This is a genomic window from Phenylobacterium sp. FG114 (assembly GCF_057809855.1).
In genome coordinates this window covers 193271-211162 of the sequence record NZ_JBMDKU010000004.1, presented here as the reverse complement: position 1 = coordinate 211162, position 17892 = coordinate 193271, and the positions used below count along the sequence as shown (strand labels likewise).

The 17892-nt window shown below is 69.1% G+C and carries 16 protein-coding genes; 3 read left to right on the top strand and 13 right to left on the bottom strand.

Annotation, left to right across the window (positions count from 1 at the left end; genetic code table 11):
* Window positions 1-3 precede the first annotated feature (3 nt).
* Window positions 4-399 carry a DoxX family protein gene (locus ACODSY_RS08595; protein ID WP_488951301.1) on the top strand — a complete coding sequence of 132 codons (396 nt, stop codon included), beginning with the start codon at window positions 4-6 and terminating at the stop codon, window positions 397-399.
* Here the strand turns inward: ACODSY_RS08595 and ACODSY_RS08590 are convergent.
* From ACODSY_RS08590 to ACODSY_RS08540, 11 genes are all read right to left on the bottom strand, one after another.
* The gene (locus tag ACODSY_RS08590) at window positions 396-1757 is read right to left on the bottom strand and encodes an efflux transporter outer membrane subunit (RefSeq protein WP_488951300.1); all 1362 of its coding nucleotides are present in this window, start codon (window positions 1755-1757) and stop codon (window positions 396-398) included. The genes ACODSY_RS08595 and ACODSY_RS08590 overlap by 4 nt on opposite strands.
* A complete protein-coding gene (locus ACODSY_RS08585) occupies window positions 1754-4900 on the bottom strand; it encodes an efflux RND transporter permease subunit (RefSeq protein ID WP_488951299.1) in 3147 nt (1048 codons plus the stop codon). Before ACODSY_RS08585 ends, ACODSY_RS08590 begins: the two co-directional genes overlap by 4 nt.
* 4 nt (window positions 4901-4904) lie before the next feature.
* Window positions 4905-6068 (bottom strand): efflux RND transporter periplasmic adaptor subunit, encoded by a 1164-nt coding sequence (locus tag ACODSY_RS08580; RefSeq protein ID WP_488951298.1) that lies wholly within the window; start codon window positions 6066-6068, stop codon window positions 4905-4907.
* Window positions 6069-6205: 137 nt separating this feature from the next.
* Complete coding sequence (gene lpdA / locus ACODSY_RS08575; RefSeq protein WP_488951297.1) at window positions 6206-7597, bottom strand: dihydrolipoyl dehydrogenase; 1392 nt, start codon at window positions 7595-7597, stop codon at window positions 6206-6208.
* Window positions 7597-8076 (bottom strand): glutathione peroxidase, encoded by a 480-nt coding sequence (locus ACODSY_RS08570; protein ID WP_488951296.1) that lies wholly within the window; start codon window positions 8074-8076, stop codon window positions 7597-7599. Before ACODSY_RS08570 ends, lpdA begins: the two co-directional genes overlap by 1 nt.
* Complete coding sequence (locus tag ACODSY_RS08565) at window positions 8076-9371, bottom strand: pyruvate dehydrogenase complex dihydrolipoamide acetyltransferase (protein ID WP_488951295.1); 1296 nt, start codon at window positions 9369-9371, stop codon at window positions 8076-8078. The genes ACODSY_RS08570 and ACODSY_RS08565 overlap by 1 nt, the downstream gene beginning before the upstream one ends.
* Before the next feature lie 38 nt (window positions 9372-9409).
* The gene (locus ACODSY_RS08560) at window positions 9410-9817 is read right to left on the bottom strand and encodes a GFA family protein (RefSeq protein WP_488951294.1); all 408 of its coding nucleotides are present in this window, start codon (window positions 9815-9817) and stop codon (window positions 9410-9412) included.
* On the bottom strand, window positions 9814-11217 hold the full coding sequence (locus ACODSY_RS08555) for a pyruvate dehydrogenase complex E1 component subunit beta (protein ID WP_488951293.1): 1404 nt from the start codon (window positions 11215-11217) through the stop codon (window positions 9814-9816). The genes ACODSY_RS08560 and ACODSY_RS08555 overlap by 4 nt, the downstream gene beginning before the upstream one ends.
* Window positions 11214-12278, bottom strand: a complete 1065-nt coding sequence (gene pdhA / locus ACODSY_RS08550; RefSeq protein ID WP_488951292.1) for a pyruvate dehydrogenase (acetyl-transferring) E1 component subunit alpha — start codon at window positions 12276-12278, stop codon at window positions 11214-11216. The genes ACODSY_RS08555 and pdhA overlap by 4 nt, the downstream gene beginning before the upstream one ends.
* A gap of 48 nt (window positions 12279-12326) precedes the next feature.
* On the bottom strand, window positions 12327-12623 hold the full coding sequence (locus ACODSY_RS08545) for an FtsB family cell division protein (protein ID WP_488951291.1): 297 nt from the start codon (window positions 12621-12623) through the stop codon (window positions 12327-12329).
* A gap of 107 nt (window positions 12624-12730) precedes the next feature.
* On the bottom strand, window positions 12731-13954 hold the full coding sequence (locus tag ACODSY_RS08540) for a hypothetical protein (RefSeq protein ID WP_488951290.1): 1224 nt from the start codon (window positions 13952-13954) through the stop codon (window positions 12731-12733).
* A 113-nt stretch (window positions 13955-14067) separates the two neighbouring features.
* Here ACODSY_RS08540 and ACODSY_RS08535 point away from each other — a divergent pair, with 113 nt between their 5' ends.
* A complete protein-coding gene (locus ACODSY_RS08535; RefSeq protein ID WP_488951289.1) occupies window positions 14068-15183 on the top strand; it encodes a helix-turn-helix transcriptional regulator in 1116 nt (371 codons plus the stop codon).
* A 3-nt stretch (window positions 15184-15186) separates the two neighbouring features.
* Here ACODSY_RS08535 and eno read toward each other — a convergent pair whose 3' ends face one another.
* Window positions 15187-16467 (bottom strand): phosphopyruvate hydratase, encoded by a 1281-nt coding sequence (gene eno, locus ACODSY_RS08530; protein ID WP_488951288.1) that lies wholly within the window; start codon window positions 16465-16467, stop codon window positions 15187-15189.
* A gap of 127 nt (window positions 16468-16594) precedes the next feature.
* On the opposite strand from eno, the gene ACODSY_RS08525 reads away from it, so the two are divergent.
* Window positions 16595-17368: an enoyl-CoA hydratase gene (locus tag ACODSY_RS08525; protein WP_488951287.1), complete on the top strand. Its 774-nt coding sequence runs from the start codon at window positions 16595-16597 to the stop codon at window positions 17366-17368.
* A gap of 3 nt (window positions 17369-17371) precedes the next feature.
* Here ACODSY_RS08525 and ACODSY_RS08520 read toward each other — a convergent pair whose 3' ends face one another.
* The gene (locus ACODSY_RS08520; RefSeq protein ID WP_488951286.1) at window positions 17372-17884 is read right to left on the bottom strand and encodes a hypothetical protein; all 513 of its coding nucleotides are present in this window, start codon (window positions 17882-17884) and stop codon (window positions 17372-17374) included.
* Window positions 17885-17892 lie beyond the last annotated feature (8 nt).

Genomic DNA, 17892 nt, shown 5'->3' with positions numbered 1-17892 from the left:
GCCATGCCGAACCTCGCCGTCTGGGCGCCGCGTGTGCTCAGCCTGCTGCGGATCATCGCCGCCCTGCTCTTCATGGAGCACGGCCTGATGAAGCTGATCCACTTCCCTGCCCCGCAGCCCGGGGCGCCCGATCCGCTGCCCCCGCTCCTGCTGGCGGCGGCGTGGCTGGAAGTGGTGGGCGGCGGGTTGATCGCCCTCGGCCTCTTCACACGGGCCGCGGCGTTCGTCTGCTCGGGCCAGATGGCGGTGGCCTACTTCATGGCCCACGGCAGCCAGGGCTTCTGGCCGGCGCTGAACGGCGGCGAGGCGGCGATCCTGTTCTGCTTCATCTTCCTGTACCTGATCTTCGCCGGCCCCGGTCCGTGGAGCCTCGACGCCCAGGTCCGCAAGCGGACCTAGCCGCCCAGGCTCTCATACAGCGCCACCAGGTTCTGCGCCTCGTCCAGGCGGGTCTGCGCCAGGGTGCGCCGCGCCGAGTACAGCGTACGCTGGGCGTCCAGGGCGTTGAGGTAGGGGGCCGCACCCTCGCGATAGCGCGCGACGGCCAGGTCGTAGCTCTGCTGCGCCGCGGCCTCGAGCGCGGTTTGCGCCGAAAGCTGCGCCTGGATCGTGCCCCGGCGGGCCAGGGCGTCGGCCACGTCGCGGAAAGCCGACTGGATCGCCTTTTGATACTGCGCCACCGCCAGGTCGCGTTCGCCCTTGGCCTGGTCCAGGCCGCCCCGCAGCGCGCCGCCGGCGAACAGCGGCAGCGAGGCCGCCGCCTGTCCCTGCCAGGTGAAGGTCCCTCCCGAGAACAGGGCGCCCAGCGCCGGGCTCGCTGCCCCCGCCAGGCCGGTCAGGCTGATGCTGGGGAAGAAGGCCGCCCGCGCCGCGCCGATCTCTGCGTTGGAAGCCTTCAGGCGATGCTCGGCCTCGTCCACGTCGGGTCGTCCGAGCAGAATGGCGGAATCCAGCCCGGCCGGAACCTCCGCCAAGGCCCCGCCCAGATCCTCGATCGTGGCCGGAAGCTCGGCGTCGGCGACCGGGCCGCCCACCAGCAGCTCCAGCGCGTTGCGATCCTGAGCCACGTTCGTCGTGAACTGCGCCACGTCCGAGCGCGCCTGTTCCAGCACCGTCTGGGCTTGGTTGAGGTCGCTGCGCGGGGCCACGCCGCCGGTGAGCCTGGCCTGGGTCAGGTCGACCGTCTTCTGGGCGCTGGCCTGCGTCTCCTGGGCAATGGCGAGGAGGCTGCGATCCGACGCCAGGGTCAGCCAGGCGTCGGCCACGTCGCCGATCAGCGTCAGCCGCGCGGCCCGCGCGCCGGACTCGCTGGCCAGATACTGCTCCTGCGCCGCTTGGCTCAGGCTGCGCAGGCGGCCGAACAGGTCCAGTTCGAAGGCCGGCAGCGCCACGGCGACGGTATGGTCGCGCGTGGTGTCGCCCCGCTCGCGGCTCTCTGTGGCCTGCGCCGTGGCGTTCAGTTGCGGCAGCTGGTCCGCTCGCTGCACGCGGTACTGCGCGCGGGCGATCTCCACGTTGGCCAGCGCCGCCGCCAGGTCCTGGTTCTGGGTCAGCGCCCGGTCGAGCAGCGCCTTGAGCCGCGCGTCGCGGAACACCTCGGCGTAGGTGAGCGAAGGCCCGCTGCGCGGTGTGACCGCCGGATAGGCCGCGCCCACCGGCCAGGTCTGGGGCGCGGCCAGCGTCGGGCGCACATAGGCCGGCTCCAGCGTACAGCCGGTGAGCGCCAGCCCGGCGAAGAGGATCAGGGCGCGCTTCATGCCGCTGCCTCCTCGCTCGCGTGTTCGCGCCGGCGGAAGATCCGCCGTACCAGCACGAAGAACATCGGCACGAAGAAGATCGCCAGCGCCGTGGCGGTCAGCATGCCGCCGATCACCGCCGTGCCGATCTCGATCCGGCTCTTGGCCCCCGCGCCCGTCGCCAGGGCCAGCGGCAGCACGCCGAAGATGAAGGCGAAGCTGGTCATCAGGATCGGCCGCAACCTCAGCCGTGCACCCTCCAGCGCCGCTTCGAGCGCCGTCCGACCCTGCCGTTCGGCGGCCTCGGCGAACTCCACGATCAGGATCGCATTCTTGGCCGACAGTCCCATGGTGGTGAGCAGGCCGACCTGGAAGTAGACGTCGTTCGACAGGCCACGCACCGCCACCGCCACGGCCGCGCCCACCAGGCCCAGCGGAATCACCAGCAGCACTGAGAACGGTACCGACCAGCTCTCGTACAGCGCCGCCAGGCACAGAAAGACCACGAGCAGGGAGATGGCGTACAGCAACGGCGCCTGGCCGCCCGACAGCCGCTCCTGATACGACAAGCCGCTCCAGTCGACTGACACACCGGGCAGGGTCGAGACGATCTCGGTGACCCGCGCCATCGCCTGGCCGGTGCTCTTGCCCTGCGCTGCGTCGCCCTGGATCTCGTAGGATGGCGTGCCATTGAACCGCAGCAGGCTGGCCGGCGCCTGGGCCCAGCTCAGCTGGGCGAAGGACGAGAACGGGGCCATCTCGCCGTTCGACGAGCGCACGAACCAGCTCGCCAGATCTTCGGGTCGGCTGCGGTACGGGGCGTCGCCCTGGACATAGACCCGCTTCACCCTGCCGCGGTCCACGAAGTCGTCCACATAGTCGCCGCCCCAAGCGGTGCTGAGCGTAGAGTCCACGGCCGGTTGGGCGAGACCCAGGGCTCCGATCTTCTCCTCGTCCATGTCGACGTGCAGGGTCGGATTGTCCTCCAGCGAGTTCTGCCGCACGCCGGTCAGGACCGGGTCGTCGCGGGCGATGTCGAGGAACCTGTCCACCCGCGCCTTGAAGTCGGCGCGGCTCAGGCCGCCGGTGTTGAGCAGTTCGGCGGTGAAGCCGCTGGATTGGCCCAGCCCCCGCACGGGCGGCGGGTTGAGCGCGAAGAACTGCACGTCGCGCATCCGGCCCAGCGTCCTGCTGGCGCGCCGCGTGATCGCCTGGGCGGTGTTCTCCGCCCCATGGCGGTCGTCCCAGGGCTGCAGCGACAGGAAGCCTCGCCCCGCGTTCTGGCCAGCGCCCGCCTGCCCCTGACCGATCACGGTGTAGACGGCGCCCACGTTCGCCTTCTCGCGGGTGAGGAAGTAGTGCTCGATCTCCTTCGCCGCCGCGAGGGTGCGGGACATGGTGGCGCCGGGCGGCAGAGTGAACTGAAGCTGCGCCAGGCCCTGATCTTCCGACGGCAGAAAGCTGGTCGGCAGGATGAAGAACGCCCCCGCGAGCACCAGCACGAGCCCGCCGTAGGCGACGAGCGCCAGCGGAGTGCGGCGGACCACGGCGGCCACGCCCTCCCGATAGCGATCGGCGGTGCGGTCGAACCAACCGTTGAAGCGCTGGCCGAACCGCTCCAGCGCGCGGTCCAGCCGGCTGGTGGCGTGCTCGGCGCCGGGCGGCCGCAGCAGCCGCGCCGTCAGCGCGGGCGTCAGCACCAGGGCCACGATCACCGACAGCACCATCGACGAGACGATGGTGACCGAGAACTGGCGGTAGATCACGCCCACCGAGCCGCCAAAGAACGCCATCGGCAGGAACACCGCCGACAGCACCATGGCGATGGCGATCAGCGCCATCTGCACCTGGCCCATGGACTTGATCGTCGCCTCGCGCGCGGTCAGGCCCGGTTCCTCGGCCATCACGCGCTCGACGTTCTCGACCACCACGATTGCGTCGTCGACTAGCAGGCCGATGGACAGGACCATCCCAAACAGCGTGAGCACATTGATGCTGAAACCGGCCGCGGCCAGCACGCCGAACGTCCCAAGAAGCACGACCGGCACCGCGATCGCCGGGATCAGGGTCGCCCGCCAGCGCTGCAGGAAGACGAACATCACGATGACCACCAGCACGATGGCCTCGAACAGCGTCAGCACCACCTCGCGCACCGAAACCTTGATGAAGGCCGTGCTGTCGTTGGGATAGGCGTACTGGTAGCCGGCCGGGAAGCTCCTGGCCTGCCGCTCCACCTCCTGGCGCACCAGCTTGGCGGTCTTCAGCGCGTCGGCGCCGGGCGCGAGCTGGACGGCGATGCCGGCGCCGGGATGGCCGTTCAGGCGGCTCACCGTGGAGTAGTTCTCGCTGCCCAGTTCGACGCGCGCCACGTCGCTCAGCAGCACCCGCGAGCCGTCGGGCTGCGACTTCACCAGGATGTTCCTGAACTGGTCGACCGTGGTCAGTCGCGAGCGCGACGTGACGGTGGCGTTCAGCATCTGCGAATCCGGCGATGGCTGGCCGCCGATCTGGCCGGCCGCGACCTGGGTGTCCTGCGCCTCGATGGCCGAGACCACGTCCGACGGCATCAGCTTGAAACTGGCCAGCTTGAATGGGTCCAGCCAGATACGCATGGCATACTGCGAGCCGAACACGTTCACGTCGCCCACCCCCGCCAGCCGCCCGATCGGCTCCTGCAGGTGCGACACCAGATAGTCCGAAACGTCCGCGCTCGTGCTGCGGTCGGCGGCGTCGTAGATCGAGACCACCATCAGGAAGTCGGCGTTCGACTTGGTGACCACCAGACCCTGTTGCTGCACGGCCTGGGGCAGCCGGGGCAGCGCCTGCTGCACCTTGTTCTGCACCTGCACCTGGGCGATGTCGGGGTTCGTGCCCTTCTGGAAGGTCACGGTCACGTTGACCTGCCCCGCCGCGTTCGAGTTCGACGAGAAGTAGATCAGCCCGTCGATGCCCGTGAGCTGCTGCTCGATCACCTGGGTGACACTGGCCTCCAGCACCTCGGCCGAGGCGCCGGGATAGCTGGTCCGGATATTCACCGAGGGCGGCGCGATGTCCGGGTACTGCTCGACGGACAGCGTGCCGATGCCGGCCACCCCCGCCAGCATGATGGCGATGGCGATGACCCAGGCGAAGACCGGCCGGTCGATGAAGATGCGCGAGATCATCGGCTCACCGCCCGCCCCGCGCGGAGGCGCCGGGTCCGGGCAAGGGGGGCGATCCGGCTAGGACAGGCCGGATGGCGGCGCCGGGCCTCAGGCGATCGAGCCCCTCGACGATCACCTGGTCGCCGGGCACCAGGCCGGCCGTGACCAGCCACTTGTCGCCGATGGTTAGATCGGCCTTGATCGTCCGCAGTTCGGCCGTGTGGCCCTTGCCGACCAGCATCACCGTCGCGTTGCCCCGCGGGTCGCGGGAGACGCCCTGCTGCGGCGCGAGGATGGCGTTGTGGACCGTGACCTGGGACAGCCTGGCCCGCACGAACATGCCGGGCAGCAGCAGGCCGTCGGGATTGGGGAAGCGCGCGCGCAGGGTCACCGCTCCGGTGCTGGGATCCACGATCGCCTCGGCGAATTCGATGCGGCCCAGATAGGGATAGGCGCTGCCGTCCTCGAGGGTGAGCCGCACGCTGGCCGACGACGGCGCGGCCGACCCGCCGCTGGCCAGCTCGCGCTTGAGCGCCACGATGTCGGCGCTGGATTGCTGGATGTCGACGTACATCGGATCCAGCCGGGTGATGGTGGCCAGGGCCTCGGCCTGGCCCGAGGTCACGAGCGCGCCCGTCGTGGCGGCCGAGCGGCTGATCCGCCCGGTGATCGGCGCCGGCACGCGGGTGAAGTCGAGGTTGATCTTCGCGGTGGCGAGCGCCGCCCTCTCCTGCGCGACCTGGGCCGCCGCCTGCTTCGCCGCCGCCGCCGCGTCGGCGTAGTCCTGCTTGCTGACCGCCTCGATGTCGGCCAGCGGCTTGTAACGTTCGGCCTTGGCCTGCGCGGCGTCGCGCGTCGCCTCGGCGTTGGCGAGGTTGGCCTCGGCCTGCTGCTCCGCCGCGCGGTAGAGGCTGGAGTCGATCTCGTAGAGGGTCTGGCCCTGCTGGACGACCGCGCCCTCGACGAACTTCCGCGCCTGGATCACCCCCGACACCTGCGGCCGGACATCGGAGGTCTCATAGGCCGTCGTGCGACCGGCCAGTTCGATCTCCAGCGGCGCGTCCTGCGCCGTCATGACCACGTAGCCGGCCTCGGGGGCGCGGGCGCTGGTCTTCTGTGCGTGGGCTCCGCAGCCCGCCAGGAGCAGGGTCAACGCGAACGCCGGCCCGGTCCGAAACTTGAGGCCCATGGGGGATCTCGCCGTGACCGCGACCCCCCATCCGGGGCCGGAGCCCTAGGTGGTCCCCCAAGACGGCGCCCGCATGACCCCTTCCTTACATCCCTGTATGGGTTGCTGCGGCGCAGCAACGAACCTCATCGGTTGTGTCAGATGTGCAGGACCATGCCGTAGGCGTCGAGCGAGGCCTCGTGCATCGCCTCGCTCATCGTCGGGTGCGGGAACACCGTGGCCTGCAGTTCGGCCTCGGTCGCCTCCAGCGTCATGGCCAGGGTGAAGCCCTGGATCATCTCGGTCACCTCGTGGCCGATCATGTGCGCGCCGATCAGGGCGCCGGTCTTGCCGTCGAAGACGGTCTTCACGAAGCCGTCCAGCTCGCCCGCCGCGATCGCCTTGCCGTTCACGCGGAACGGGAAGCGGCCGACCTTGGGCTCCAGCCCTTGTTCCTTGGCCTGCGCCTCCGTCAGGCCGACCGACGCCACCTGCGGGGTCGTGTAGGTGCAGCCCGGGATCGGCGAGGTCAGGTTGGTGGGCTTCAGGCCCGCGATGTGCTCGATGCAGTGCACGCCCTCGTGGCTGGCCTTGTGGGCCAGCCAGGGCGGCCCCGCCACATCGCCGATGGCGTAGAGCCCGGGCACGCCCGTGCCGCCGTGGCCGTCGGTGACGATGTGGGTCTTCTCGATCTTCACGCCCAGGGCTTCGAGGCCCATGTCCTCGACATTGCCCACGATGCCGACCGCGACGATGGCGACCTCGGCCTCCAGGGCTTCGGCCTTGCCGCCGGCCTCGATCTCCAGGCTGACGCCCGACTTGGTCTTGGTGAGCTTCTTCACATTGGCCGGGACGCGGAACTTGATGCCCCGCTTCTCGAACGCCTTGTGCGCGGCCTTCGAGACCTCCTCGTCCTCGACGGGCAGGATCCGCGGCAGCATCTCGACGACCGTCACCTCCGAGCCCAAGGCCCGGTAGAAGCTGGCGAACTCCATGCCGATCGCGCCTGAGCCGATGACCACCATGGTCTTCGGGGCCGATTTCGGGACCAGCGCCTCGCGATAGGTCCACACCCGCTCGCCGTCCGGTTCCAGCCCGATCGCCGGGATCGTTCGCGCCCGCGCGCCGGTGGCCAGGATCACGTGCTTCGCGGTCAGCTTGCGATCGCCCACGACCACGGTGGGAGCGCCCTGCCCCTTCTCGAGCCTGGCCGAACCGACCACAACCTCGATCTTGTTCTTCTTCATCAGGAAGGCGACGCCCGAGTTCAGGGCCGAGGCCACTTTCCGCGAGCGCTGGACGACGGCGTCGAAGTCGAAGCCACGCTTCTCCACCGACAGGCCGTAGTCCTTCAGGTGGTCGAGCTGTTCGTACACCTCGCCCGACTTCAGCAGCGCCTTGGTGGGGATGCAGCCCCAGTTCAGGCAGATGCCGCCCAGTTCGGCCCGCTCCACGATGGCGGTCTTCATCCCCAGCTGCGACGCCCGGATGGCGGTGACATAGCCGCCAGGACCCGAGCCGATCACGATGACGTCGAACGCATCAGCCATCAGAGCAAAGCCTCGATCGCGCTTTCCAGCGCCTTGGGTTCAACATTGGGGGCGTAGCGGGCCGCGACCTGCCCGTTCCGGTCGATGAGGAACTTGGTGAAGTTCCACTTGATCCCGGCGGTGCCGAACACGCCCCTCTTCTGGCTCTTGAGCCAGGCGTAGAGCGGGTGAGCCTTGGGGCCGTTCACGTCGATCTTGCGCATCATCGGGAACTGCACGTCGTAGGTCAGCGAGCAGAAGTTCGCGATCTCCTCGGCGTCCCCCGGCTCCTGGTGGCCGAACTGGTTACAGGGGAACCCCAGCACCACCAGACCCCGGTCGCGGAAGCGCTTGTAGGTCTTCTCCAGCCCTTCGTACTGACGGGTGAAGCCGCACTTGCTGGCCGTGTTGACCACCAGGACCACCTTGCCCCGATAGTCCGCGAGCGGCGCCGGCTTGCCGTCGAGCGTCTCGGCTTCGAAGTCGTAGAAGCTAGCCATCAGACGATCAGCGTGATCGGGTCTTCGAGCAGCGGCTTGAACGCGGCCAGCCATTTCGCGCCGGTCGCCCCGTCCACCACGCGGTGATCGCAGGTCATGGTGACCGACATCACCGTGGCGATCTCGATCTTGTCGCCGCGCACCACAGGCCGCTTCTCGCCCACGCCCACCGACAGGATCGCGCCCTGCGGCTCGTTGATGATCGAGGCGAAGCTCTTGATCCCGAACATGCCCAAGTTCGAAACCGAGAAGGTGCCACCCTGGAATTCCTCGGGCTTCAGCTTCTTGTTGCGCGCCCGCTCGGCCAGGTCCTTGGCCTCGGTGGCGATCTGCGCCAGGCCCTTGGTCTCGCACGCGCGGATGATCGGGGTGATCAGGCCGCCCGGCACGGCCACCGCCATGGCGATGTCGGCGTGCTTGTGCATGGCGATGCCTTCCGGCGTGTACGAAGCGTTGGCCTCCGGCACGCGCATCAGGGCGACGGCGGCGGCCTTCAGCACCATGTCGTTCACGCTGACCTTCACGCCCTGCTTCTCCAGCATGGCGTTGATCTTCGTCCGCGCCGCCAGCAGCTCGTCGATCTCGATGTCGATGGTCAGCGGGAAGTGCGGAACGTCGCGGAAGCTGTCGGTCATCCGCCGCGCCACGGTCTTGCGCATGCCGTCCAGCGGAATGAGCTCGTAGCTGCCGGGCGCGATGCCCATCTGCTCCAACGTCTGGTTTTGGCGCGGAGCCGCCGCGGGGGCGCCGGCGGCCGGGGCCGCGGCAGGCGCCGTGGCTTGGCCGGGCTGGGCCTTGTCGATGTCGACCTTCACGATGCGACCATGCGGGCCCGAGCCCGCCACGCCGCTGAGGTCGATGCCCTTCTGCTCGGCCAGCCGCCGCGCCAGCGGCGAGGCGAAGATCCGTCCGCCATCGGCCGCCTTCGCAGGCGCGGCCGCCGGAGCCGGCGCGGGAGCCGCCGCGGGCTTCGGCGCCTCGGCCTTGGCGGGCTCCGGCGCCTTCGCCGGTTCGGCGGCCTTGGGGGCTTCGGCCTTCGGCGCGGGCGCCTCGCCTTCGCCGGCCAGCCGCGCGATCGGCGTGTTGACCTTCACCCCCTCCGAGCCCTCGGGGATCAGGATGTCCTCGACGACGCCCTCGTCGACCGCCTCGACCTCCATGGTCGCCTTGTCGGTCTCGATCTCGGCGATCACGTCGCCGGACTTCACGGTGTCGCCCTTCTTCACGTGCCACTTGGCGAGGGTGCCCTCCTCCATGGTCGGCGACAGGGCGGGCATCAGGACTTCGATGGACATTGGCTGTCTCTAGGCTTTCAGGATCTGGCCCGCGCGGCTCACGCAGGCTCCTTGGAGAGGTGCGCCAGGCTGGCGCCGTTGGCTTCCCAATTCTGGCCGTCGAACGCCTCGATCACGAGCTCGAGGTCGTCCACGGCGTCCAGGCAGCGGCCGTTGACGCTCCAGCCGTCCGGGTTCGAGCGCGGGCGGTAGAAGCTCTTGATGCCGCACTCCGAGCAGAACAGGTGCTTCGCCACCCGCGTGTTGAAGGTGTACTCGGCCAACCGGTCGGCGCCCTTGGTCAGGCGGAACCGGCTCTCCGGCACGATCACATGCACGAACCCGGTCTTGGCGCACATCGAGCAGTTGCAGCTCTGCGCCTCGACCCGGTGCGGCAGCGCCACTTCGAAGCGGACCCCGCCGCAGTGGCATCCGCCCGCCCGCCATTGAAACGGGCTGTCTGTCATTTGTAGCTGACCGCCTTGGCCGCCTTCACGATGCGCTCCACCGACGGCATCGAAAGGGCCTCCAGGTTCGCCGCATAGGGCAGCGGCACGTCCTCCTGGTGGACCCGCATCGGCGGGGCGTCGAGGTAGTCGAAGGCCAGCTCCGTCACCTTGGCGGCCACCTCGGCGCCGACGCCCATCGGGCCCCAGCCTTCCTCGACGGTGACCAGGCGGTTGGTCTTCTTCACGCTCTCGACGACCGTTTCGATGTCCATGGGGCGGATCGTGCGCAGGTCGACGACCTCGGCCTCGATGCCTTCCTTGGCCAGTTCCTCGGCCGCCTGCAGGCAGAAGCCCACCATGCGCGAGTAGGCCACCAGCGTGACGCCGGTCCCCTGGCGGCGGACCTTGGCCTTGCCGATCGGCACGACCCAATCGACGCCCTCCGGCACGTCGAACTCCTGGCCGTAGAGCATCTCGTGCTCCAGGAAGACCACGGGGTTCGGGTCGCGGATGGCGGCCTTGAGCAGGCCCTTGGCGTCGGCCGCGTCGTAAGGCGCGATGACCTTCAGGCCCGGCACGTGGCCGTACCAGGCGGCGTAGTCCTGGCTGTGCTGGGCCGCCACGCGGGCCGCCGCGCCGTTCGGGCCTCGGAAGACCATGCTGGTCTTGATCTGCCCGCCCGACATGTAGAGCGTCTTCGCGGCCGAATTGATAATATGATCAATGGCCTGCATGGCGAAATTGAACGTCATGAACTCGACGATCGGCTTCAGGCCCGCCATCGCCGCACCCACGCCCAGGCCGGCGAAGCCGTACTCGGTGATCGGGGTGTCGATGACGCGCTTGGGACCGAACTCGTCCAGCAGGCCGCGGCTCACCTTGTAGGCGCCCTGGTACTGCGCGACCTCCTCGCCCATCAGGAAGACGTCGGGATCAGCGCGCATCTCCTCGGCCATGGCGTCGCGCAAGGCGTCGCGGACCGTGACCTTCACCAGCTTCACGCCTTCGGGCAGCTCGGGATCCCGGAGCTCGACCTTGGGTGTCACCGGCGCGGCGCCCTCGCCTTCGGGCTTCGGCTTCGCCGTTTCCGGGGGCTGCTTCTCGGGATCGCCGGCGGCCGCTTCCGCCGCCGCTGCGGGCTTTTCGACCGGCGCGGGCGCGGAGGTCTGCGCCGCGCCGCCTTCGCCGCCCAGCCTCGCGATCGGCGTGTTGACCTTCACCTCCTCGGAACCTTCCGGCACGAGGATCTCGGAGATCACGCCCTCATCGACGGCCTCGACCTCCATGGTCGCCTTGTCGGTCTCGATTTCGGCGATCACGTCTCCGGACCGGACGTTGTCACCCACCTTCACGTGCCACTTGGCGAGGGTGCCCTCCTCCATCGTCGGAGAGAGCGCCGGCATCAGGATGTCGGTCACGCGCGCCCCCCTTGAGCGGAAACTTCCGTGTAGACGTCGGTGTAGAGCTCGGACGGATCCGGCTCGGGGCTGGTGCGCGCGTATTCGGCCGCGTCGGCGACGATCTTCTTCACCTCGGCGTCGATGGCCTTCAGCGTGGCCTCGTCGGCCCAGCCGTTCTTCTCCAGCAGCTCCTCGACGTGGTCGATGGGGTCTCGGGTCTTGCGGACCTCGTCCACCTCCTCGCGCGTGCGATACTTGGCCGGGTCGCTCATCGAGTGGCCGCGATAGCGGTAGGTCTTCATCTCGAGGATGTAGGGGCCCTTGCCCGACCGGGCGTGCTCGGCGGCGCGCTCGGTGGCGGCCTTCACCGCCAGCACGTCCATGCCGTCGACTTCCTCGCCCGGGATATTGAACGACACGCCGCGCTTGTGCAGGCGGGTCTCGGACGACGAGCGCTGGATCGCCGTGCCCATGGCGTACTGGTTGTTCTCGATCACGTACACGACCGGCAGCTTCCACAGCTCGGCCATGTTGAAGCTCTCGTACACCTGGCCCTGGTTGGCCGCGCCGTCGCCGAAGAAGGCGAAGCTGACCTTGCCGTCGCCGCGGTAGCTGTTGGCGAGCGCCAGGCCGGTGCCCAGCGGCACCTGGGCGCCCACGATGCCATGGCCGCCGTAGAAGTTGGCCTCGGTCGAGAACATATGCATCGACCCGCCCTTGCCCTTGGACGAGCCGCCGATGCGCCCGGTGAGCTCGGCCATGACCTCCTTGGGGTCCATGCCGCAGGTCAGCATGTGGCCGTGGTCGCGGTAGCCGGTGATGATCTCGTCGCCCGGCTTCTTTGCCGCCTCGACACCGACCGCGATGGCTTCCTGCCCGATGTAGAGGTGGCAGAAGCCGCCGATCAGGCCCATGCCGTAAAGCTGGCCGGCCCGCTCCTCGAAGCGGCGGATCAGCAGCATTTCGCGATAGTAGCCAAGGAGCTCTTCCTTGGTCGGGCCCGCCGCCCCCTTCTTGGGGGCGTCAGCCGCACCATTGGCCTTCCGCCGACCGGTCGCTCCGGTCTGCCCGCGCGCCATGCGTCACTCCGTGATCTTCTTGATGGCCGTAAGACCGACGAAGCGGCCCTAACGTTTCAAGCGGATCACATAATCCCTCGGGTCGGCGAAGCCTAGCAGGGAGCGCGCCCTTTCCTCCAGGAGATCGGCAGAAAGGCTCGTGTCGCGCAGCAGTTGGGCCCGGACTTCCAGATCGTGGCGCTGGGCGGTCAGCCGCTTCAGCTCCTGCGTCTTGGCCGCCAAGGTCGCGTCACGCTGGTTCGACCTCAGCAGGCCGCCCTCGCCGGTGAAGGCGTGCACCCCGAAATAGAATATGAGCAGCGCCAGAGCTGCGGTGGACAGGTACGGGCGGAGACGAGCGAGCACGGCGATTCCCAGAACAGCACCCTCAGATCGCGCCCACATACTTAATTTTGGGTTCACCCTTGCGGCGGATGGGCGCGCGGACCTCTGGCCCGCGCGCCCGCCCCGTCCTACGGATAGACGGAAAGGCTGCACTTCACGCGATAGCGGCCGCCGTCGCCGTTGAAGTTCATCGTGAACTGGTTGGCCGGGTCCGCCGTGAGGCCGGCCCAGTCGTAGTAGGATTTGGTCGCCGCCCCGAGGCTGAGTTGGATCGTCTTCATGGCGATCAGGTCATCCTTGAACCAGCTCATGATCCACTCGACCAAGAGGCCGACCAGCCAACCGACCGCGGCGCCCAGGCCGGCCCCCAGCGGGCCGAAGAAAGAGCCCAGCGCGGCGCCGATGGCGCTGCCCACGGCGCCCGCAATGGCCTTCTTCACCTCCGAGCCGATCTTCTCCCACAGCTCCTGCAGGAAGGCCCCGAAGCCGCCCTCGTCCTTCTCGGCCATGACCAGCACCGCGGTGTAGACGTGCGGCCAGTCGCTCGACTTCAGGAGGGTCCATTCGTGGAGCTTCTTACCCTTGCCGCTGTAGCTCTTCGTCTCGCCGGCGTCGAAGTCGTCCGAGACCATGAACTGGGCGATCTTGTGGGTCGTGCCGTTGGGATCGGTCGCGGTGCCGCCCATGGCGATCTCGTCCGACGCAGATAGCTCGCTGGTCTCTTCCAGGCACTTCACACTGTTCAGGAAGAGGCCGAGCTTCTTGTACTTGGCGCCCGCCACCCCGTCCGGGTTGAGCACCGTCAGCTTGCGGGCGGCGTCAAGGTTGAACGCCGTCAACTTCTTCGCCGCGAAGGCGCCGGGCCGGGCGTCGACCCGGACCGCGTCGTTCTCGCCGAACCGCGTCAGGGCCGCCTTGAGCTTCGCGCCGTCGACCCTCGCCTTGCCGACGGTGATCTCGGCCTCGTCGGAACCCTTGTAGCTGGCGGTGTCCAGCGCGCCGTAGCGGCCGAAGAAGTTCTGCCGGCTGGCCGCCGGGCCCGCCAGCATGCTCTGGGCACGCGCCTGCGCCTGCTGGCGCACCGCTTGCGGCCGGCTGGCGACCATCGCCTGGAACAGCTTGTCGGTCTCGGTGGCCTGGGCGGGCTTGGCGCCGGCGGCGGCCATGGTGAAGCTGAGCTTCATCCGATCGGCGACGTCGTTCAGCAGCGCGCGGACCTCAGGCGCGGTGGGCGCCTGCGGATCGACGATCACCAACGAGGGTTGGTCGGTCGCCGCGGCCGCGGCGGGCGTCTTGGCCGCGGTGGTCTTCGCGGCCGGGGCCCGGGTCAGGGTCTTGGTGGTCGGGGGCATGGGTCGTCTCCTTGTTCAAATCTGCGCGATGCCCGCGCAGCTGGGGATGACCCGTTCTAGATACCCACCTACAGTTGTACGTACCCCAATTGGGGGATGTGGAGGGCTGGCAGTTGGGTACAGCCGACCTCGTGTTCGACCTGGCCGACCGCTTCTACGAGGCGGCCGAAGACCCAACGGCCATGCCAGACGCCTTGACCCGCCTGGCTCTCGCCGTGGGCGGCCACCACGCCGTCACCGCCGAGCAGCGACGGACGGACGGTGGCTGGGGCGCCGCCGCCGGCAACGTCGATCCCGCGCTGTCCAAGCGCATGCTCGGCACCCTGGGTAGCGACGCGGTCAAGGTCTGGCTGGGCCGCTTCCCGCGCGCCGGCTGGGACCGCATGTGCGAGATGGTTCCCACTCAGACTTCGCTCAGCCGGGCGCTCTACGACAGCGAGTTCTACGCCGACTTCGTCCGTCCACTGGGCGGCCATCACGCGGCTCTGACCGCGCTCGACATGGGCGAGTGCCGCAGCTTCCTCTCGGTGTTCCGGCCCGAGAGCCACGGGGACTACGCGCCGGAGGCGATGCAGCTCCTCGAGGCGATCCGGCCGCATCTGGCGCGCGCCTTCCGCGTGCGCCGCCAGCTCGCCGCGGCCGAGGCTGGGGCTGGGGCGGCCTTCGCCATGCTGGATCGCCTGCACGCCGCCGTCGTCCTGCTCGACCGGCGCCAGCAGCTGCTGTTCGCCAACCAGGCCGCCCGGGAGCTCGCGGCGGCCTCGGACGTCCTCGTACTCGACAGCTTCGGCCTGCGGCTGCGCTCCGCGGGGTTCGCACGCCACTTCCAGGCGATGCTGACGGCCGCGGCCGGGGACCTCGCTCCGCCGGAGCAGGCGATGCGCCTCGCCGTCCCGCGTGACGGATCGCCCTTCCCGCTTCTGCTTCAGGTCGAGCGGCTGGAGACACCAGGCCTGCGCGCGGCCGGCGCCAGCGTGGGCGTCTTCATCGACGATCCGGGCGTGACCCTGGACGTGGACGCCTCGGTCCTCGTGGACGCGTTCGGGTTGACGCCCCGCGAGGCAGCCCTGGCCACGGCGCTCGCCCGCGGCGGCGCGCCCAAGCAGGTAGCGTTCGAGCTCTGCATGTCGGAAGCCACGGCCAAGACCCACCTGAAGCGGATCCTGGACAAGGCCGGCGCCCATCGCACCGCCGAGCTGATCAGCCTGATCGGCGGCCTGAGCCGCTGACGGCTAGAGGTTCCGCAGTGCGCCCTTGCCGGCGTAGATCGCCTGATCGCCCAGTTCTTCCTCGATCCGCAGCAGCTGGTTGTACTTCGCCGTCCGGTCGGAGCGCGCGAGCGAGCCGGTCTTGATCTGACCGCAGTTGGTGGCGACGGCCAGGTCGGCGATGGTCGAGTCCTCGGTCTCGCCCGAACGATGGCTCATGACGGCGGTGTAGGCGTTGCGATGCGCCAGGTCGACCGCGTCCAGGGTCTCGCTGAGCGTGCCGATCTGGTTGACCTTCACCAGGATCGAGTTGGCCAGGCCCTTGCCGATGCCCATGCCCAGGCGCTCGGGGTTGGTCACGAACAGGTCGTCGCCCACCAGCTGGATCTTGCCGCCCAGCTTGTCGGTCAGCAGCTTCCAGCCCTCGAAGTCGTCCTCGCCGCAGCCGTCCTCGATCGTCACGATCGGGAACTTGCTCACCAGGCCGGCGAGGTAGTCGACCATGCCGGCCGGATCGACCGTCTTGCCTTCACCTTCCATGACGTATTTGCCGCCCTTGAAGAACTCGGTCGACGCCACGTCGAGGCCCAGGTGGAAGTCCTTGGCCGCCTTGTAGCCCGCGCTCTCGCCCGCTTTGACGATGAACTCCAGCGCCTCTTCCGCGCTCGACAGGTTCGGCGCGAAGCCGCCCTCGTCGCCCACGTTGGTGTTGTGGCCGGCGGCCTTCAACTGAGCCTTCAGGGCGTGGAAGATCTCGGCGCCCATGCGCAGGCCTTCGGCGAAGGTCTCGGCGCCGGTCGGCAGGATCATGAACTCCTGGATGTCGATCGGATTGTCGGCGTGGGCGCCGCCGTTGATGATGTTCATCATCGGCACCGGCAGCACGCGCGCCGAGACGCCGCCCACGTACTTGTAGAGCGGCAGGGCCGCCGAGCTCGCCGCCGCCTTGGCGGTCGCCAGGCTGACGCCCAGGATGGCGTTGGCGCCCAGGCGGGCCTTGTTCTTCGTGCCGTCCAGTTCGATCAGCAGCTTGTCGATCCGCCGCTGGTCCTCGGCGTCGGAGCCGGACAGGGCGTCGTAGATCTCGCCGTTGACGGCTTCGACGGCCTTCTGGACGCCCTTGCCGCCATAGCGGCCCTTCTCGCCGTCGCGCTTCTCCGAGGCCTCGTGGGCGCCCGTCGAGGCGCCCGAGGGCACGGCCGCGCGGCCCATCGAGCCGTCCTCGAGGATCACGTCCACTTCCACGGTCGGGTTGCCCCGGCTGTCCAGGATCTCGCGGGCGGTGATGTCGACGATCTCGGTCATAGCTTCCTCTGGCGGCGTACGGGCGCGGCTGGTGCTTAGCCAGCTTCTCCTTCGGGGGCAACGCCGCTCGCCCGCTTGACGCCCCTAGGGGCAGCGGCCCATCCCACCGCGCGTAGAGGAGAGCCCCATGCTGCTGGTCGAGAAGCCCCTGGACGGCGTCGCCGTCGTCACCCTCAACCGCCCCGAGGCGATGAACGCCCTGTCGCGGGATCTGCGCGCCGCCCTGCAGTCGGCGATGCTCGAGCTGGACGCCGACCCCGAGGTGAAGGTGATCGTCCTCACCGGCGCGGGCGAGCGGGCTTTCACCGCCGGCCTGGACCTCAAGGAGCTCTCCACGGACCCGCTGGGCATGGGCGCGGCCAACGCGATCGATCCGGCCCAGAACCCGGCCCGCGCGGTGCTCGCCTGTTCCAAACCCATCATCGGCGCGATCAACGGCGTGGCGATCACCGGCGGCTTCGAGGTCGCCCTGGCCTGCGACGTGCTGCTCTGCTCGACCAATGCCCGGTTCGCCGACACCCACGCCCGGGTCGGCATCACGCCGGGCTGGGGGCTGTCGCAGAAGCTGTCGCGCTGCATCGGTCCTTACCGCGCCAAGGAGCTGTCGCTGACCGGCAACTTTCTCAGCGCCGCCCAGGCCTATGAATGGGGCCTGGTGAACCGCGTGGTCGCGCCGGAAGAGCTGATGCCCGCCGCCCTGCAGCTCGCCGCCCAGATGGCCGACATCGATGCCGACATGCTGGTCACCTACAAGGCGATGATCGACGACGGCTACGACCTGCCCATGGGCGAGGGCCTGAAGCTCGAGCACGAGCGCTCGGTCGTCCACAATCGCGAAGTCACGCCGGACATGGTCGCCGCGCGTCGCGAGAAGGTGCAGGCCAGAGGGCGCAACCAGTAGCCGCTAAAGGCAGCCTTCGACGTATTCGATCGAGGGCCCGCCCGCATGGATCGTCGTCACGAGACCTTGCTGGTTGGTCTCGTAGCGCACGCCCCGCTTGCCCCTGACGGCCCAGGCGGTGAGGTAGTGGGCCGGCGGATCGTCGTACTTGTGCGGGCCGACCTCCAGCGGCGGGCCATAGGCTCGGCGGATATCCGCCTCCCGGGCCCCCAGGCCGAAGCCGCGATCGGTCTTCGTCGTACTGTCGGAGAACGCGCTGATCCGGGTGATCTTGCCGTCCTCGGCCATCACCACGAGATCGGGGCCGCCGTCCGGAAAGGTGAGTTCTCGACAGGCCGGAGAACTCACGCCGTCGTCGCTGGACGGGACCTTCAGCTTGAACCGCCGCACAGCCTCGGCCTCGGACATCCCGATCCGTAGCGAACCCCATCCGTCTGGGGTCAGCGGCGTGCCGCGGCCCGGGGCCGCCGCACCCACGGCGAGGACGGCCAGGACGCTCAACGCAATATGGATCATCCGCCCCT

Excerpts from the sequence above, each read along its gene's own strand:
- ACODSY_RS08595 (WP_488951301.1), top strand. The coding sequence starts at position 4 with ATGCCGAACCTCGCCGTCTGGGCGCCGCGTGTGCTCAGCCTGCTGCGG.
- ACODSY_RS08585 (WP_488951299.1), bottom strand. The coding sequence starts at position 4,900 with ATGATCTCGCGCATCTTCATCGACCGGCCGGTCTTCGCCTGGGTCATC.
- ACODSY_RS08525 (WP_488951287.1), top strand. The coding sequence starts at position 16,595 with ATGCTGCTGGTCGAGAAGCCCCTGGACGGCGTCGCCGTCGTCACCCTC.
- ACODSY_RS08560 (WP_488951294.1), bottom strand. The coding sequence starts at position 9,817 with ATGACAGACAGCCCGTTTCAATGGCGGGCGGGCGGATGCCACTGCGGC.
- ACODSY_RS08590 (WP_488951300.1), bottom strand. The coding sequence starts at position 1,757 with ATGAAGCGCGCCCTGATCCTCTTCGCCGGGCTGGCGCTCACCGGCTGT.
- ACODSY_RS08580 (WP_488951298.1), bottom strand. The coding sequence starts at position 6,068 with ATGGGCCTCAAGTTTCGGACCGGGCCGGCGTTCGCGTTGACCCTGCTC.
- ACODSY_RS08570 (WP_488951296.1), bottom strand. The coding sequence starts at position 8,076 with ATGGCTAGCTTCTACGACTTCGAAGCCGAGACGCTCGACGGCAAGCCG.
- ACODSY_RS08565 (WP_488951295.1), bottom strand. The coding sequence starts at position 9,371 with ATGTCCATCGAAGTCCTGATGCCCGCCCTGTCGCCGACCATGGAGGAG.
- ACODSY_RS08540 (WP_488951290.1), bottom strand. The coding sequence starts at position 13,954 with ATGCCCCCGACCACCAAGACCCTGACCCGGGCCCCGGCCGCGAAGACC.
- ACODSY_RS08520 (WP_488951286.1), bottom strand. The coding sequence starts at position 17,884 with ATGATCCATATTGCGTTGAGCGTCCTGGCCGTCCTCGCCGTGGGTGCG.
- lpdA (WP_488951297.1), bottom strand. The coding sequence starts at position 7,597 with ATGGCTGATGCGTTCGACGTCATCGTGATCGGCTCGGGTCCTGGCGGC.
- pdhA (WP_488951292.1), bottom strand. The coding sequence starts at position 12,278 with ATGGCGCGCGGGCAGACCGGAGCGACCGGTCGGCGGAAGGCCAATGGT.
- eno (WP_488951288.1), bottom strand. The coding sequence starts at position 16,467 with ATGACCGAGATCGTCGACATCACCGCCCGCGAGATCCTGGACAGCCGG.